Here is a 15513-nt window from a genome sequence, read left to right as displayed (position 1 = left end):
TTTATCGTTGGAAATATGTTGGAAAAACCAGTGATGATGAAGTTTAAAAAGTGATAACAATAGACATAACTTTAGTTCAGTGTTAGTTTCATTTATCAACGACGAAACCCACTGATTTATATAAAGTTAATGATAAGCGAATGTTAAAATTTATAAAAATCAATCATCATCAAGATCATTTTTTTGGCCTCATTAATGAACTCTACAATACGGCTTTTCCTTTACATGAACAGAGAAGTCATCAGGGCCGTTTGTCCATATCCTAAGTTATCCTGAGCAACTCAGTGAACAACATTATCAGACGTTTAAAGATTGTCTGACCTATCAAGTTATGAATCCTGCCTATCTTTAATTTTATTTATGAAAGGTTGATATTGATCACGTAGTATAGTGACGATATCAACTTATTTTTTCTTCCTTATTCTGATTATGGTTTTCTATATAATAAAATGAAATAATTTCAATTTGAGTTCAATAACTCGACATCCCCCTTCCCTTTGGGGTAAATTTAGCTATCTAGAAGTCTAAAATTTCAAATTGAAATAGTCGAGGTTTTGAGTAATGCCAATTCGTGTACCAGATGAATTACCTGCGGTGAACACTCTTCGCAATGAAAACATCTTTGTCATGACCTCAACGCGGGCCAGTATTCAGAATATTCGTCCATTGAAAGTATTGCTACTTAACCTAATGCCAAAGAAGATAGAAACGGAAAGCCAGTTTATTCGGCTATTATCTAACACACCGCTTCAAATCGATATTCAATTGCTACGTATTGATAGTCGCCAGTGTAAAAATACCCCTATTGAACATTTAGATACCTTTTATTGTGATTTTGATTCAATAAAAGATCAAAATTTCGATGGCTTGATTGTGACTGGTGCCCCTTTAGGACTCATTGAATTTGAGGATGTTGTTTATTGGAGTGAGGTTGAAAGAATAGTGACTTGGGCGAAAGAACACGTAACCTCAACACTTTTTGTGTGTTGGGCGGTTCAAGCTGCATTAAAAGTTCTTTATCACCTGCCTAAATATACCCGAAAAATTAAACTATCTGGTGTTTATTCCCATTCAACTTTAGATCCTTTGGCATTATTAACACGTGGATTTGACGAAACATTTTTTGCCCCTCACTCGCGTTTTGCTGATTTTCCTGAATATTTAATTCGTGAACAGACAGATTTAGACATTTTAGCCGGTTCAGAAGAGGCGGGAGCTTATTTATTTGCCAGCAAAGATAAAAGATTAGTTTTTGTGACAGGGCATCCTGAATATGATGCAGGGACACTAGCCGCTGAATATTGGCGTGATCACGCTGCTGGTTTGGAGCCGGCATTGCCGGTCAATTACTTTCAGAATAACGATCCTGACAGTAAACCTGTTGCATCTTGGCGTAGTCATGGTCATTTACTCTTTTCAAATTGGTTAAATTATTACGTCTACCAAATTACGCCATACGATCTGGCTTTTATGAATCCCAGCTTAGATTGAACTTGGTTTAAGTTTCAGAGAGAAAAATGAGAAGTTGCTGAAGCGAGCCATTTCTCATTTTGTTAATTTTCTTACCAGTATTGTTGTTCGACAGTCATTCGTCATTTCTCAAACATAACAAAAACTTAACATTTTTGTGCCTGATTTTTTGGAATTTATTTCCCCGTTTTTTTTCTCCTTGAATTATCTTAATTATTTGATTTTATTTAGTTAATTTTTACTTTGTAAAATAATGGAAATGGTTTTTGATTTATTTTCTGAATTGGTTAGTCTTAATCAAGTGACTATTTAAAAGTGAAAAGTGGGGAGATTATGCAGCAGGCATCAGCAACCAAATTAACTTTTATTAAACCTTTTGGCGAGGCGGAGAAGCAGGTGTTATCACCTGAATCTATTCGCTTTTTAGAGGATTTAATCGTTGAATTTTCTGGCAGACGTACAAAATTATTGGATGTGCGTGTAGATTGGCAGAAAAAAATAGATAATGGTTTATTACCAGACTTTATTTCGGAAACTGCTTCCATTAGAGATGGGAATTGGAAAATTCAGGGGATACCTGATGATCTCAAAGATCGTCGGGTTGAAATAACGGGTCCCGTAGAGCGCAAGATGGTCATCAACGCCCTAAATGCAAATGTGAAGGTATTTATGGCAGATTTTGAAGATTCATTAGCGCCTGAATGGGATAAGGTCATCAATGGGCAAATTAACTTACGAGATGCTGTTAATGGGACAATCTCCTATGCCAATGAGCAGGGGAAACGTTATGAGTTGAAAGCCGACCCCGCAGTATTGATTGCCAGAGTGAGGGGATTGCACCTGTCAGAAAAACACATCCTCTACAAGAATGAACCGATTTCTGGCGGATTGTTTGATTTTGCCCTCTATTTCTATTTGAATCATCAGAAGTTACTGCAAAAAGGCAGTGGCCCCTATTTTTATCTGCCAAAAATACAGAGTTACCATGAGGCACAGTGGTGGAGTGATGTTTTCAGTTTTACAGAGTCGCGCTTCAATTTGCCAACAGGCACAATTAAGGCGACGGTTTTGGTTGAAACATTGCCAGCCGTGTTCCAGATGGATGAAATTCTGTATCACTTACGTCATCACATCGTTGGCTTAAATTGTGGACGCTGGGATTATATTTTCAGTTATATCAAGACACTGAAAAACCATGCTGACCGCGTTTTGCCGGATCGCCAATCCGTTACGATGACCCAACCTTTTTTGAGTGCCTATTCTCGCTTGCTGATTAAAACCTGTCATAAACGTGGCGCATTTGCCATGGGAGGCATGTCGGCATTTATTCCCAGTAAAGATCCTGTGCAAAACCAGCAAGTTTTGGACAAAGTCAGGGCGGATAAAGAACTGGAAGCCAATAACGGCCATGATGGTACATGGGTCGCGCATCCAGGGCTTGCAGATATTGTCATGGCGGTCTTTGACGCAAAACTGGGCGAGCGTGAAAACCAATTAACCGTTTTGCGCGAGGAAGACGAAGCGATTACGGCTGAACAATTGCTCGCACCTTGTTCGGGAGAAAGAACCGAAGCAGGAATGCGTGCCAATATTCGTGTTGCAGTTCAATACATAGAAGCCTGGATTTCCGGGAATGGGTGTGTACCTATTTACGGCTTGATGGAAGATGCGGCGACAGCAGAGATTTCCCGAACTTCTATTTGGCAATGGATTCGCCATGAAAAGTCACTCTCTAATGGTAAAAAAGTGACCAAGGAACTGTTCAGAGAAATGTTGAAAGAAGAGCTGGACGTGATTAAACAGGAAGTCGGGGAGCAGAGCTTTAATCAAGGGCGATTTATAGAGGCTGCTGATTTGATGGAAAAAATTACCACTCAGGACGACTTAATTGATTTCCTGACGTTACCTGGTTATCAGTTATTAGACTAGTTTAAACACAATCATGGCAAAAATATCCGATTAATCAAGAATAGGAAGTAGAACATCATGACCATTTCCCGGAAACAACAAATCGCTCAACTGGAACAAGAATGGCAACAACCACGTTGGAAAGGGGTGACTCGTCCGTATGGTGCTGAAGATGTGGTCAAGTTGCGCGGTTCGATCAACCCTGAACACACTTTGGCGCAAATGGGAGCGAAAAAGTTGTGGAATTTGCTGAATGGCAATTCGAAAAAAGGGTATGTGAATGCGCTTGGGGCGCTGACCGGCGGTCAGGCACTTCAGCAGGCTAAAGCCGGTATTGAGGCGGTTTATCTTTCCGGCTGGCAAGTGGCGGCGGATGCAAATACTGCGGCGAGCATGTACCCTGATCAGTCACTGTATCCAGTTGATTCTGTTCCTAATATAGTCAAACGTATCAATAACAGCTTCCGTCGTGCCGATCAGATCCAATGGTCAAATGGTATCGATCCAGATAGTCAGGAATATATTGACTATTTCCTGCCAATTGTTGCGGATGCGGAAGCCGGGTTTGGTGGTGTACTCAACGCATTTGAACTGATGAAGGCGATGATTGAAGCGGGTGCTGCGGCAGTTCACTTTGAAGACCAACTGGCCGCGGTGAAAAAATGTGGTCACATGGGCGGCAAGGTGTTGGTTCCGACTCAAGAGGCCATTCAGAAGCTGATAGCTGCACGGCTGGCGGCGGATGTATCCGGTGTACCAACCTTGTTAATTGCGCGCACTGATGCAGATGCAGCCGATTTACTGACATCGGATTGTGATCCGTATGACAGGGCGTTCGTTACCGGTGAGCGAACCAGTGAAGGATTTTATTGTACACGGGCGGGGGTTGAACAAGCCATCAGTCGCGGACTGGCTTATGCCCCTTACGCTGATGTTGTCTGGTGCGAAACTTCTACACCGGATATTGAAGCGGCTCGCTGTTTTGCGCAAGCCATCCATGCGAAATATCCCGGCAAATTATTGGCATATAACTGTTCGCCTTCTTTTAACTGGAAAAAGAATCTGGATGATAAAACCATTGCCAGCTTCCAGGAGCAGTTGTCTGCCATGGGATATAAATTCCAGTTCATCACACTGGCGGGCATACATAGCATGTGGTTCAACATGTTTGATTTAGCTTACGATTATGCACGTGGTGAAGGAATGAAACATTATGTTGAAAAAGTTCAGGAACAAGAATTTGCTGCTCTGGATCGTGGTTATACCTTCTCCTCACATCAGCAAGAAGTGGGAACGGGATATTTTGATAAAGTGACTACGATTATTCAGGGAGAAGGTTCTTCTGTTACGGCATTAACAGGATCGACAGAAGAACAGCAATTTTAAATTCACTATATCGATAGAGATAATAAATGATTGGGGGATTCCAGAAGGAATACCCCTTTACGTGCCGGATAAAGGTGACTAAATATGGAAATAGATCTCGCTCATTTAATTGCACAAACCATTTTGCAGGGATTTGATGCGCAATATGGTCGATTTCTGGAAGTCACTTCTGGGGCACAGCAACGTTTTGAGCAGGCTGATTGGCCTGCGGTACAACAGGCGATGAAAAAGCGGATTAACCTGTACGATCACCATGTCGGACTGGTGGTGGAGCAACTGAAGCGTATTCACTCTTCATTACAGCATGATGAAGATTACATTGCTGAGGTCAAAGCGATTTATACGCGTTTACTGCCTGACTACCCGCGTTTTGAAATTGCAGAAAGTTTTTTTAATTCGGTTTACTGTCGTTTTTTCAAACATCGTAACTTAAGGCCAGAAAATCTCTATATATTTTCATCCCAGCCACCCTCTCGTTTTCGTCATATTTCCCGTCCACTGGCACGGGACTTTTTGCCTAATGGTAATCTCGCATCCATGCTGCAAACCCTCTTAAATGATTTGCCATTACGCCTTAAGTGGGAAGATTTAACGCGGGACATTGGTTATATCACGCAATATTTACAGAATACCTTTTCCCGATATGATTTATTACAGTCCACGTTCCAAATTGCGAATGAATTGTTTTACCGTAATAAGGCAGCGTGGTTGGTAGGAAAAATCAGAATGGGGGCGATTGTTTATCCCTTTTTGTTGCCGATTCATCACAATGAATCGGGGGGTATTTTTATCGATACCTGTTTGACCAACCACGATGATGCCAGCATCGTTTTTGGCTTTGCCCGCTCCTATTTTATGGTTTATGCCCCTTTGCCTGCGGCTCTGGTTGAGTGGTTGCGTGAAATTCTTCCTACGAAATCCACGGCAGAATTATACATGGCGATAGGCTGTCAGAAGCACGGGAAGACAGAATACTATCGTGAATATCTGTCATTCATTAATTCTACTCAAGAACAGTTTACGATTGCGCCGGGAGTGAAAGGCATGGTGATGCTGGTTTTTACTTCCGCTTCATTTGATCGGGTATTTAAAGTGATTAAAGATAAGTTCGCGCCCCAGAAAGAGGTTTCCCATGAGCGCGTTCAGGAGTGCTACCGTTTGGTAAAAGAGCACGATCGTGTAGGAAGAATGGCTGATACACAGGAATTTGAAAACTTTGTCATTGATAAACGCCATATCAGCCCTGAACTAATGGCAGAATTGCAAAAAGAGATACCGGAAAAATTAGATGACTTGGGCGATAAAATCTTGATAAAGCATCTTTATATGGAACGTAAAATGATACCGCTAAATATTTATATGGAGCAAGTCAATGAGGTGCAATTGAAGGATGTGATCGAAGAATACGGAAATGCGATTAAGCAACTGGCCGCTGCAAATATTTTTCCCGGCGATATGTTGTTTAAAAACTTTGGTGTTACACGCCATGGCAGGGTGATTTTCTACGATTATGATGAAATCTGTTATATGACCGAAGTGAACTTTCGGGATATTCCTCCGCCCCGCTATCCAGAAGATGAGTTGGCTGGTGAACCTTGGTACAGTGTTGCTGTTAACGATGTTTTTCCAGAAGAGTTTCGGCATTTTTTATGTACTGACAAACGTATTCGATGTTATTTCGAAGAAAGTCACAGTGATCTATTTAAAGCAGGCTATTGGCGAGCATTGCAGGAACGTATCAAGAATGGATATGTAGAAGATGTTTTTGCTTATCGCCGTAGACAGCGATTCAGCCAGCGTATTGAAATAAACTGATTTGGATAGATATTCGATAAAAAATTTTCTCAATGCGAAAATTTTTTAACAATAAATTTCCGCATTGGCGTTTAAATAAAACAATTATGATCTTGTTTCTGCAATAGCAATACGTGCCAATTCCGTAATCTGGGCATAATCTGCTTTTTTCAACGCATCATTGGGTACTAACCATGAACCACCCACGCACAGAACACTATCCAGTGCCAGATAATCACGATAGTTTTCAGGAGAAATTCCCCCCGTTGGGCAGAAACGGACTTGCGGGAATGGGCCGGCAATGGCTTTCAGAGCCTTAACACCGCCATTTGCTTCTGCCGGGAAGAATTTAAAGCAGTTCAAACCGTAACTCATTCCTAGCATTAATTCAGAAACCGTGGAAATCCCCGGAATAAGAGGAATTGAACCGCTAGCTGCCGCTTTCAACAACTCATCAGTCAATCCCGGACTAATGGCAAATTGAGCGCCAGCGTCAGTGACCGCAGCCAGTTGCTCTGGATTAATCACAGTACCTGCACCGATAATCGCTTCAGGAACTTCTTGAGCGATAAGACGAATGGCCGCCAGTGCACATTTGGTTCTTAAGGTCACTTCCAAGACACGAATTCCGCCGGCAACCAGTGCTTTTGCCAAAGGAATGGCGTGTTCAATCTGATTGATCACAATGACAGGGACGACAGGGCCGTCAGTCAGAATATTTTCTGCGGTGGTTTTCCAATGATTCATTAGCCGTTTCTCTCGTTAAATCGAACACAAGGGATTTAAACCCCCTCGCTTGTTAAAATGTAATGCAACACGCCCCTTGCTCTGCGCCTGAAAGTTGGGTTCTCAGCGCACCAAACAGTTCACGGCCACAGCCAGTATGCCCTTCACTGAGATCTGGCTGGTACGGCGTTCTTTGTGCCAGCTCTTGTTCATCGACCAGAAGCATAAGCTCTCCGGTTCGACCATCAACACGGATCACATCACCATCGTGTACTTTTGCCAATAATCCGCCTGTTTTGGCTTCTGGCGCGACATGAATGGCTGAAGGAACTTTGCCGGAAGCGCCGGATAATCGGCCATCAGTCACTAACGCAACTTTAAAGCCCCGATCCATTAATACACCCAGCGGTGGCATCAACTTGTGCAGTTCTGGCATACCATTAGCCTGTGGGCCTTGATAACGGACAACCACAACACAGTCACGATTTAGCTTGCCAGCTTCAAAAGCGGGAACGATATCATGCTGGCTATTAAAAACCACTGCGGGTGCTTCGATAATTTGATTATCTGCCGGAACTGCCGACGTTTTCATGACTGCACGTCCAAGATTTCCGGTCATGACTTTTGTGCCGCCATGCCGCTCGAACAAGTTGGCGAACGCGAACTTTTTCTTTGTTTGGCAAACCACTGGTCATTGGCCCTGCGGGAATAAAAACAGCGGGCAGGTGACCAAATGACAGGGCAGCCATCACCAATCCCGGCACAATCTTGTCACAAATGCCCAGATACAGGGCACCATCAAACATATTATGAGAAAGCCCAACAGCCGCTGACATGGCAATAACATCACGGCTAAGGAGGGATAACTCCATACCATCCTGGCCTTGTGTTACGCCATCGCACATGGCGGGGACCCCGCCGGCAACCTGACCGACAGCCCCCACAGCCCGCAGAGAATTTTTTAACTTTTGTGGGTAGTCTTCATAAGGCTTGTGGGCGGAGAGCATATCGTTGTAAGAGGTGATAATGGCGATGTCATTATGTGCCATATTCTTCAATGCAATTTTTTCATCACCCTGACAGGCAGCAAGCCCATGAGCCAGATTACCGCAGGCCAGTTGCGCGCGATGGACGGTTTTTGAACGATCGGCATCAATACGAGCTAAATATTGGCGTCGAGTCTCTGTTGAACGTTCAATGATACGTTGTGTAATGCGCGCGACGGTTTCGTTGGTGGCTGTACTGTTCTGGTTTATTGTCATGATAATTGCTCCCGACACCACAATGGTATGTGACTATGGCTTTATTGTTACCGGTAACATTGTTAATGCAATAATTAAAGGATGCAATCAACTTTCGCCAACCACACTATTTATCTGTGATCTACATCAATTTTTAAAGCTGAAACGTAACAGCTTACCAATAAATCCACTGTTTGAATGGCATTCTGGCAAAATCACTTAATTCCACCGTATTCTCGGTTAATGGCTTTTGCCGCGCGCATAACCAGGGCGCCAAGTTCAGTAACACGCTCATCAGAGATACGCGATACTGGACCGGAAATAGAAATAGCGGCAAAGGCTTCATGATGTTCATCATAGATACAGGCAGCAATACAGCGTAATCCTAACGCATGTTCTTCATCATCAAATGAAAAACCTTGCTTGCGGATCTGTTCGAGGTTTTCTGTTAATGCGGCGGCGGTGGTACAAGTATGTTGGGTATAAGTATGCATGCCTTTTTTATGCAGCAATTGGAGGCGTTTTTGTTCAGGCAGCGTCGCAAGCAGGGCTTTACCCGCGCCGGAAGCGTGCATCGGGAGTTTGCTTCCAATGGGTGCGGACATTCTCATCAGCGCATTGCATTGCACTTGATCGACAATCACGGCTTCATATTCATCAAGATTAAGGATGGCAAGGTTAACGGTTTCACCGGAGTCTTCCATTAACTGACGTAATATAGGATGAACTAATACCATCAGATTACGGCTTTGTAAGAAGCTGCTGCCAACGACAAAAGCATGGGAAGCGATCACCCATAACCCTAAATCGCCTATTTGGCGAACAAAACCATGTTGCTGCAAGGTAGTCAAAAGGCGATGGGTGGTGGAGTTAGGCAGACCGGATTGGATCGCCAGATCGGTCAGGGCAACACCAACAGGCGAATCGGAAATGTATTCCAAAAGTGTCAGGCCTCGGCTTAAAGATTGAACCTGACCGCTTGCAGCGGCACCGTTTACTGTTATTTTCGTTTTTTTTGTACGTTTGCTGGCAACGGCTGTGTTCATAAGATGCCCTCTGAATAATCGTTTGTTTGTAGCAACGGTAGCTGTGATGGACACAAAATGGAATTTATTTTCGTTTTCTTATTATGGATGATAACGAGGGGAAAAACACATCCGATGTGTTGGTCGTGAGAATTTAAAGACATGGCATAGGAGTGTTTCGTCAATTTTTAATGAGCGCTGGTTATTTCATCACAATTGAGTGCAATGTACTCTATTATAAGGGAGGTTTGCCCGTGAGTTATGCGATAGAGTTTATTGAAACCCCGATGTTCACCCGGCAGATAAAACAGATCGCCACGGATGATGAGCTTAAAGAATTGCAGCGGGAACTTATTGAATCACCAGATAAAGGTGATCTGATACGTGGTACAGGGGGCTGCGCAAATTCAGGATGGCAACAGGCTCACAGGGGAAAAGCGGTAGTGCCAGAGTGATCTATTTTCTTGCGACCGAAGATATTATTTATTTGGTGATGGCCTATCCGAAAAATACGAAAGATAGCTTAACGGATGCCGAGAAAATAGCACTGAGAAAACTGACTAATTTACTGAAAGGTGAGGTGTAATATGACTTTCTTTGACGAATTAAAAGCTTCTCTCGAAGAAGCAGTAGACATAAAAAATGGTGCCAAATCACCAGATCGAGTCACCCGCTACGAAGTTGCTGACGTAAAAGCCATTCGTGCACAGCTTAACATTTCACAGGCAGAGATGGCGGCTGCATTAGGCACTAGCCTCGATACCATTAAAAGCTGGGAGCAGAAGCGTCGAAACCCGACAGGTCTGGCGGCAAAGGTGCTGGCGATCATCCAAGACGACCCGAGTTTTTTTAAGGCGCTGGCGACACATTAATATTTTGCGTGAGACGGTTCATTCCCATATATACTTGTCTCTTGATCTCTAAGATGTGACCAAGAGACAGCTCTTCATGCGGGTCTTTCTCGCGCAATCGATGTTGAATTTGCTTTTCATCCCCCAAACAAACTCTGATGCAATGTCTGAATGACCTGTTCTGCATCTTTACCCGGAACGAGCAGGCAGACATTATGGCTGCTTGCGCCGCAGCTTATCATGCGGATATTAAAGGACTCCAACACGCCAAAAATCCCTTTTCCCAATCCTTTTGCCCGTGAAAGTTCATTGCCGATAATCGCCACCAGTGCCATATCTTCTTCGACTTCCACACGGCATAACGTAGAAAGTTCAGTGAGTAACGCATTGGTCAGCAGGCTGCCATTGGTACTGGTAGAACCTGTGGTATCCAGCGTCAGGGCGATGCTGACTTCGGAGGTGGTAATCAAATCCACCGAAATATTATGGTGTGACAGTAGGGTAAACACTTCTGCCAGAAAACCTCTTGCATGCAGCATGTTCAGACTATGCAGAGTCAGCAAAGTTTGTTTGCGGCGCAAGGCTAATGCGCGAAACAGCGGGGGATTTTCTGTTTTATCACAAACCACTGTACCGCCTGCCTGTGGATCTTTGCTGGAGCCGACAAATACCGGAATTCCGCAGCGAACAGCCGGTAGCAGTGTGGCGGGGTGGAGAATTTTGGCGCCGAATGTCGCCATTTCTGCCGCTTCATCAAAGGCAATTTTATTGATGCGTTTAGCCGCCGGAACAATACGGGGATCGGTGGTGTAAATGCCCGGAACATCTGTCCAGATATCAACACGTTGTAAACCAAGCGCTTCACCGAGTAAGGCTGCGGTGTAATCACTGCCACCTCGTCCCAGCGTGGTGGTGCGGCCTTTCTCTTCCCGGCCAATAAAACCTTGGGTGATGACGAGGGTATCGTTCAGGCGGGAATAGAGGTGTTCCATTGCCAAAGTGTGGAGCTGGAGAATATCTGGCTCTGCCCGCCCAAAGTTATCATTGGTGCGCATGATCCGGCGGATATCAAACCATTCGGCATTGGTATGGCGTTGTCGTAACAACTCCACAAACAATAAAGTGGACATGATTTCACCGTGGCTAACCAATTCATCAGTCAGAGCGTCTGAAGTGGCAAGCGAAGCGGCTTCTGACAGCATATCAATATTTTCCAACAGGCGGTCAATTTCCTCACGGAGTACATTAACTTCATTCAAGCGGTCAATAATGGCGTACTGAATGTCACGGATTTGTTTCAGGCAGCTCTCCCGCTTATCACTATTGCAGCCAGCCGCCAAGGCAACCAGCAAATTGGTTACGCCAGCAGAAGCTGACAGAACGACCACCCGGACATGGGCGTTTGCCAAAATAATATCGGCGCAATGACTCATGGCGTCAAAGTCTGCCACACTAGTACCACCAAATTTTGCTACAACATATTGCGAGTTAGGAGATGAAACAGCACACATGAATGATAACCTTTTGTTTGGAGAATCGTTCGGAGAGTCGGCTGTTAGAAATATCGGGTTAGGCGCACTGAGTCAATGTTTGACGATGAAGCATAAATAATTTTCATGATGGCAATGAGATTATCGTTTTTGCCTATCTTCACAATTAAGGCTGGAAATCACGGGCTATTTTGACCAATATCAGTAAGTACAAGGAAAGGGAGACTCATCACAGCATTAAATCGTTACAATCTGTGCATTCCTATTGTTTATTGACCGTTGATAGAGAGCATTATTCATGAAAAACATCAACCCTAGCCAGACCGAAGCTTGGAAAGCATTACAACAGCATTTTGAGCAAATGAAAGATGTGCATTTGCGGGATCTGTTTGAACAGGACAAAGAACGGTTTACGGCATTCTCTGCGACATTTGATCAGCAGATCCTGGTGGATTACGCCAAAAACCGCATTACCGCAGAAACACTGGAGAAGTTACAGGCATTGGCGCAGGAAACCGATTTAGCCAGTGCCATTCGCAGTCTGTTCTCTGGGGAAAAGATCAATCGTACTGAAGATCGTGCTGTGCTGCATATTGCCCTGCGTAACCGTAGTAATACCCCGATTATGGTGGATGGGGAAGATGTGATGCCGCAAGTCAATGCGGTGCTGGCGAAAATGAAATCATTCAGTGAACGCATCATCTGTGGCGAGTGGAAAGGCTATACGGGCAAAGCGATTACCGATGTCGTGAATATAGGCATTGGCGGTTCTGATCTTGGCCCTTATATGGTGACAGAAGCCCTGAAAGCGTATAAAAATCACCTGAATATGCATTTTGTTTCCAATGTTGATGGAACCCACATTGCCGAAACACTCAAAACCTTAGATCCAGAAACCACCTTATTTTTGATTGCTTCCAAGACATTTACCACGCAAGAAACCATGACCAATGCACATTCTGCCCGTCATTGGTTCCTGCAACGTGCCGTTGATGAAGCACATATCGCGAAACATTTTGCAGCATTATCCACCAATGAACCGGAAGTCACCAAATTCGGTATCGATCCACAAAACATGTTTGAGTTTTGGGATTGGGTAGGCGGCCGTTATTCGCTTTGGTCTGCCATTGGCTTATCCATTGTACTTTCTATCGGTTATGACAATTTCGAACAGTTGCTGAGTGGCGCCCATGCCATGGATAACCACTTTGAGCAGACTACTTTTGAACAAAACCTTCCTGTTTTGCTGGCACTGATCGGCATCTGGTACAACAATTTCTTTGGTGCGGAAACTGAAGCGATTCTGCCTTATGATCAATATATGCACCGTTTTGCCGCCTATTTCCAACAAGGCAACATGGAATCAAATGGTAAATACATCGATCGGAATGGCAATCCGGTGAATTACCAGACCGGGCCGATTATCTGGGGTGAACCCGGCACTAATGGCCAGCATGCTTTCTACCAGCTTATCCATCAGGGAACTAAACTGATCCCGTGCGATTTTATTGCACCGGCAATTAGCCATAATCCGGTTAGCGATCATCATGGCAAACTGCTATCTAACTTCTTTGCACAAACGGAAGCGCTGGCATTTGGTAAAACACAGGCGCAGGTGGAAGCTGAATTTGCGGCAGCCGGAAAAAATGCCCAAGACGTGGCGAATATTGTGCCATTCAAAGTGTTTGAAGGTAACCGTCCAACTAACTCCATTTTATTGCGTGAAATTACCCCATTCAGTTTGGGGGCATTAATTGCCATGTATGAACATAAGATCTTTGCTCAGGGGGCGATTTTGAATATTTTCTCATTTGACCAATGGGGCGTAGAACTGGGCAAACAATTGGCGAACCGTATTCTGCCTGAACTGCATGATGCTGAAGCGGTAACTGGCCATGACAGCTCGACAAATGGCCTGATTAACCGGTTCAAAGAATGGCGTTAATCTGAGTTCCCCATGATTTAATTTCTCCTCACCTTAATAGGCTCGCTGCATTTTAAGAGGCATTGATTATCTCCCTGCGCTGCGGGGAGATAATCAGCAGCTTTCATCTTGCGGGCTGTGATTTGAAGTTTCCGGGGTATACGTGTTGTTATTAAGGTGAGTTTTTTGTGATTTACATAATTTGTTACCAACTTTTTATTTTATTAGTCTGCAACATGATATCCTCACTCCCCATTCGTTGTGCTGTCGGGGAAATTGATATTCCCCGCAATGGGAAAATGACATGGCAGATGACACAATATTAACCCCAACTTCCATCCACTGGTTATCGGCAAGTGAGACTGACTTTATTCCTGAATCTATTTTAGATTGGCTGATGGAAGTCGGTTCAATGACACGCCGTTTTGAACAACATTGTCAGCATGTATCGGTTGCTCCTTTTCGGGAAGGCTTTATTACGTTGGAACAGTTAGGTGATGAAAGTCAGCACTTACCTGTAAGTGAAAAGTACTGGCTACGTGAAATTGTCCTGTATGGGGATAATGTCCCGTGGCTTTTGGGGCGTACCCTTATTCCAGAGGAAACACTCACTGGCCCAGATAAAAAATTGGTTGATGTAGGCACTGTGCCACTTGGACGTTATCTTTTTAGTGGTAATAATCTAACGCGGGATTATATTCAAATAGGTCAGCAGGGGGATCGTTGGGCACGTCGTTCTTTATTGAGGTTGTCGGGCAAACCACTGCTACTCACAGAGGTTTTTCTACCGGAATCACCAGCATATAAGATCAATAAAATGAAAAGGGAGAAAGAGATTGAAGGTCTGTATGACGCAAACTAAATGGCGTGCTTATTGCCGTTTAATGCGTATCGATAAACCCATTGGCGCATTATTACTATTATGGCCAACATATTGGGCATTGTGGATCGCCGCAAAAGATCTGCCGGATTTGCACGTACTGATCGTCTTTACTGTCGGCGTATTTTTCATGCGCGCTGCGGGATGCTGCATTAATGATTTCGCAGACAGAAAATTTGATGGGTATGTAGAACGGACAAAATCTCGTCCTCTGCCTAGTGGTGACATCACCGAAAAAGAAAGCAAAATCTTGTTTGCCACACTGGTACTCATCTCTTTCGCGCTGGTTTTGACACTGAATAAAATGACGATTGCACTGTCGGTCGTTGGTTTGGCACTGGCGTGGATTTACCCGTTTGTTAAGCGTGTCAGCCATCTGCCACAAGTTGTATTGGGTGCTGCTTACGGCTGGTCAATTCCGATGGCGTTTGCCGCAGTAAGTGAGTCCTTACCTTTAGAATGCTGGCTATTATTTTTAGCTAACATCATCTGGTCTGTGATTTATGATACCCAGTATGCCATGGTTGATCGTGACGATGACCTGAGGATCGGCGTAAAATCGACCGCCGTGCTTTTTGGGCGCTTTGATAAACTGATCATTGGTATTCTGCAATTCATCATGCTGGGTATTTTAGTTTTCGTTGGCAGGGTGGTGAATCTGGGGGGAATATATTATTGGACGGTATTGTTGGCGACCGCACTATTCGTTTTTCAGCAGAAACTGATCATAAATCGGGAGCGATCCGCCTGTTTTCAAGCGTTTATGAACAATAATTATGTCGGTCTTGTTCTGTTCCTCGGTATCTTTTTCAGCTATA

General features: G+C 44.1%; 11 protein-coding genes and 2 pseudogenes. 9 read left to right on the top strand and 4 right to left on the bottom strand.

Annotation, left to right across the window (positions count from 1 at the left end; all coding sequences use genetic code 11):
* Positions 1-561: 561 nt before the first annotated feature.
* The 4 genes from metA (at position 562) to aceK (ending at position 6579) form a co-directional block, all read left to right on the top strand.
* Complete coding sequence (gene metA, locus PSI17_RS13910) at positions 562-1491, top strand: homoserine O-acetyltransferase MetA (protein WP_273552540.1); 930 nt, start codon at positions 562-564, stop codon at positions 1489-1491.
* Positions 1492-1800: 309 nt separating this feature from the next.
* Positions 1801-3399, top strand: a complete 1599-nt coding sequence (aceB, locus tag PSI17_RS13905; protein ID WP_273552541.1) for a malate synthase A — start codon at positions 1801-1803, stop codon at positions 3397-3399.
* A gap of 57 nt (positions 3400-3456) precedes the next feature.
* The gene (gene aceA / locus PSI17_RS13900) at positions 3457-4764 is read left to right on the top strand and encodes an isocitrate lyase (RefSeq protein WP_273552539.1); all 1308 of its coding nucleotides are present in this window, start codon (positions 3457-3459) and stop codon (positions 4762-4764) included.
* A gap of 84 nt (positions 4765-4848) precedes the next feature.
* Entirely contained in the window at positions 4849-6579 is a 1731-nt protein-coding gene (gene aceK, locus PSI17_RS13895; RefSeq protein ID WP_273552538.1) for a bifunctional isocitrate dehydrogenase kinase/phosphatase, read from the top strand.
* Between the two features lie 84 nt (positions 6580-6663).
* On the opposite strand, the gene PSI17_RS13890 is transcribed toward aceK, so the two are convergent.
* The 3 genes and pseudogenes from PSI17_RS13890 to iclR form a co-directional block, all read right to left on the bottom strand.
* Positions 6664-7305: a bifunctional 4-hydroxy-2-oxoglutarate aldolase/2-dehydro-3-deoxy-phosphogluconate aldolase gene (locus PSI17_RS13890; protein WP_273552537.1), complete on the bottom strand. Its 642-nt coding sequence runs from the start codon at positions 7303-7305 to the stop codon at positions 6664-6666.
* Between the two features lie 52 nt (positions 7306-7357).
* Positions 7358-8420: pseudogene (locus tag PSI17_RS13885) on the bottom strand (dihydroxy-acid dehydratase domain-containing protein); the annotation flags it as partial.
* A gap of 320 nt (positions 8421-8740) precedes the next feature.
* Positions 8741-9571, bottom strand: a complete 831-nt coding sequence (gene iclR, locus PSI17_RS13880) for a glyoxylate bypass operon transcriptional repressor IclR (protein ID WP_273552536.1) — start codon at positions 9569-9571, stop codon at positions 8741-8743.
* Between the two features lie 233 nt (positions 9572-9804).
* On the opposite strand from iclR, the pseudogene PSI17_RS13875 reads away from it, so the two are divergent.
* Together PSI17_RS13875 and nadS are read left to right on the top strand one after the other, a co-directional pair.
* Positions 9805-10136 (top strand): annotated as a pseudogene (locus PSI17_RS13875) (type II toxin-antitoxin system RelE/ParE family toxin).
* 1 nt (position 10137) lies between these two features.
* Positions 10138-10422, top strand: coding sequence for a NadS family protein (nadS, locus tag PSI17_RS13870; RefSeq protein ID WP_273552535.1), 285 nt, complete (start codon positions 10138-10140; stop codon positions 10420-10422).
* A 116-nt stretch (positions 10423-10538) separates the two neighbouring features.
* Here the strand turns inward: nadS and lysC are convergent, their stop codons facing one another.
* Positions 10539-11912, bottom strand: a complete 1374-nt coding sequence (gene lysC, locus PSI17_RS13865; protein ID WP_273552534.1) for a lysine-sensitive aspartokinase 3 — start codon at positions 11910-11912, stop codon at positions 10539-10541.
* 277 nt (positions 11913-12189) lie between these two features.
* Here lysC and pgi point away from each other — a divergent pair, with 277 nt between their 5' ends.
* The 3 genes from pgi to ubiA form a co-directional block, all read left to right on the top strand.
* Entirely contained in the window at positions 12190-13836 is a 1647-nt protein-coding gene (gene pgi, locus PSI17_RS13860; protein WP_273552533.1) for a glucose-6-phosphate isomerase, read from the top strand.
* Positions 13837-14119: 283 nt separating this feature from the next.
* A complete protein-coding gene (ubiC, locus tag PSI17_RS13855) occupies positions 14120-14677 on the top strand; it encodes a chorismate lyase (RefSeq protein ID WP_273552532.1) in 558 nt (185 codons plus the stop codon).
* On the top strand, positions 14664-15513 hold an 850-nt coding region (ubiA, locus tag PSI17_RS13850), incomplete at its 3' end, for a 4-hydroxybenzoate octaprenyltransferase (protein ID WP_273552531.1). The genes ubiC and ubiA, both read left to right, overlap by 14 nt.

This window comes from Xenorhabdus sp. IM139775, assembly GCF_028598745.1.
Taxonomy (GTDB): Bacteria; Pseudomonadota; Gammaproteobacteria; order Enterobacterales; family Enterobacteriaceae; genus Xenorhabdus.
Note: the sequence above shows the minus strand (reverse complement) of the source record. Positions and strands in the feature narration are given on the sequence as shown.

Bases quoted from the DNA above. Each gene is read 5' to 3' on its own strand.
- iclR (WP_273552536.1), bottom strand. From the start codon at position 9,571: ATGAACACAGCCGTTGCCAGCAAACGTACAAAAAAAACGAAAATAACA.
- lysC (WP_273552534.1), bottom strand. From the start codon at position 11,912: ATGTGTGCTGTTTCATCTCCTAACTCGCAATATGTTGTAGCAAAATTT.
- aceA (WP_273552539.1), top strand. From the start codon at position 3,457: ATGACCATTTCCCGGAAACAACAAATCGCTCAACTGGAACAAGAATGG.
- PSI17_RS13890 (WP_273552537.1), bottom strand. From the start codon at position 7,305: ATGAATCATTGGAAAACCACCGCAGAAAATATTCTGACTGACGGCCCT.
- nadS (WP_273552535.1), top strand. From the start codon at position 10,138: ATGACTTTCTTTGACGAATTAAAAGCTTCTCTCGAAGAAGCAGTAGAC.
- ubiC (WP_273552532.1), top strand. From the start codon at position 14,120: ATGGCAGATGACACAATATTAACCCCAACTTCCATCCACTGGTTATCG.
- aceK (WP_273552538.1), top strand. From the start codon at position 4,849: ATGGAAATAGATCTCGCTCATTTAATTGCACAAACCATTTTGCAGGGA.
- metA (WP_273552540.1), top strand. From the start codon at position 562: ATGCCAATTCGTGTACCAGATGAATTACCTGCGGTGAACACTCTTCGC.
- pgi (WP_273552533.1), top strand. From the start codon at position 12,190: ATGAAAAACATCAACCCTAGCCAGACCGAAGCTTGGAAAGCATTACAA.